Annotated in this window: 1 protein-coding gene; it reads left to right on the forward strand. The window is 68.2% G+C overall.

Annotation, left to right across the window (positions count from 1 at the left end):
• Positions 1–1,987: hypothetical protein (locus ACFWE9_RS26800; RefSeq protein WP_377359656.1), on the forward strand; the 1,987-nt coding region annotated here is incomplete at both ends.

A 1,987-nucleotide genomic window follows, 5' to 3' on the forward strand; every position in this document is an offset into this window, starting at 1 on the left:
CCGCTACTCAGGTCGACAACCTCTCGGGCGACCTGGAGATGCTGCGCGCCGCGATCGAGGTCGCGCTCATCGAGGGCGGCAGCGCCGCGAACGGTGCGCTGCGCACGATGACCCAGTGGGTTACTCGGCTGGTGGCCGCCTACAACGACCTGCCGCCCGAGCTCCAGCACACCGTGACCCTGATGACAGGCATCGGCGGTGCCGCAGGCCTCGCCGTCGCCGGGTTCCTGCTGCTGCTGCCGCGGATCGCTGCCACCCGCACCGCGCTGACTGAGTTGGGCATCACCGCAGCCCGGACCCGGGCGCTCATGATGGGCCTCGGACGGCTGAGCGTTGTGGTCGCTGGCCTGGCCGCCATCTCCTGGGGCGTCGAGAAGCTGGAGGCCCAGTTCCGGGACGCCCCGCCCAACATCACGGCCATGGGTAACGCCCTGCTGAACTTCGCCAAGACGGGGAAGGCAGCGGGCGAGCTGGTCAAGACGTTCGGGCAGGACCTGGACGGGTTCGGCGAGGCCGTCGCACGCATCGCCCACCCGAGCGCCCTCAACCGGATCGGCGACAGCCTCTACACGATCACCCACCTCGGGTCGGACTCTGCCGGCCTGGACGATGCCCGCGACAAGCTGCACGCCGTCGACGAGGCCCTGCGGAGTCTCGTCGACGGTGGTGCGCCGGACGTGGCGGCGCAGGCCTTCAACCGTCTGGCCAAGGAGGCTGAGGCGCAGGGCACGAGCACGGAGAAGCTGCGCACTCTGCTGCCCGGCTACGCGGACGCCCTGACTGCGACCGACACGCAGACCAAGCTGTCGGCCGACTCGCAGGCCGAGTTGGCGAAGCAGCTCGGTATGTCGGCTGACGAGATGGCGGACCAGCGCAGCGAGGCGGAGAAGCTGAGCGACGCCCTCAACAAGCTGAACGGCACGGCGATCTCCACGGCCGAGCGTGAGATCTCCTTCCGGCAGTCGCTGGCCGACCTGACCAAGACGGTCAAGGAGAACGGCAAGTCGCTGGACGTCACCAGCGAGAAGGGCCGGAAGGTAAAGGGCGCATTCCTCGACGCGGCCAAGGCCGCGCAGGAGCACGCCCAGGCTGTCGCCGAGCAGAAGAACAGCCAGGCGGCCGGGCAGAAGGTCCTGGAGAAGGACATCAGCCTGCTCAGGAAGCAGATGGCTGCCGCTGGCTTCAGCTCGGACGCCATCGACAAGCTCACCGCGGCGTACCTGAAGCTGCCCGGCAAGGTGGAGACGAAGGTCGACGCCAAGACTGAGGCGGCGGCCAAGGACCTGGAGACGGTCAAGAAGAAGCTGGCCGAGACCAAGAGCAAGAAGATCACGGTCGACGCTCTGACCAAGGAAGGTCAGAAGCAGCTCGAAGACCTCGGCTTCAAGATCAAGCACACCAAGGGCAAGAAGGTCGAGATCACCGTCCCGACCGGCAGCCAGAAGGCCGCCGTGGACGCCCTGCGCCGGGCCATCGAGGCACTGCACGACAAGTCCGTCACGATCACCACGTACCGGCAGGAGATCGCCAGCAAGAACACGTCCGGTCGCCCCTCCACGGGCGAGGGCGGCGTCTCCAAGTACGCCCGCGGCGGTCTCGCGTTCTTCGCTGGCGGCGCCGAGAACCACATCGCGCAGATCGCCCGGCCGGGCGAGTGGCGGATGTGGGCGGAACCGGAGACTGGCGGCGAGGCGTACATCCCGCTCGCCCGTTCCAAGCGTCCTCGGTCCCGGCAGATCGCCGCTGAGACGGTGAAGAGGCTGGGCGGCTCGGTCCAGTGGTTCGCCTCCGGTGGCATCCCCGGCTTCACGTACACGCCGACCGGTCAGCCTGTCCTCGGTGGGCCGTCGGACGCCAAGGGCCGGTACGACAAGGCCTTGGAAGCGCTGCGCAAGGCGTGGGCTGACCTCGCCGAGGCCCAGAAGAAGGCCGCGGCCGGGTCGAAGGCGTACAAGGAAGCGCAGAAGAAGGAAGCGCAGACCAGGAA

This window comes from Peribacillus sp. NPDC060253, assembly GCF_042727425.1.
Taxonomy (GTDB): Bacteria; Bacillota; Bacilli; order Bacillales; family DSM-1321; genus Peribacillus.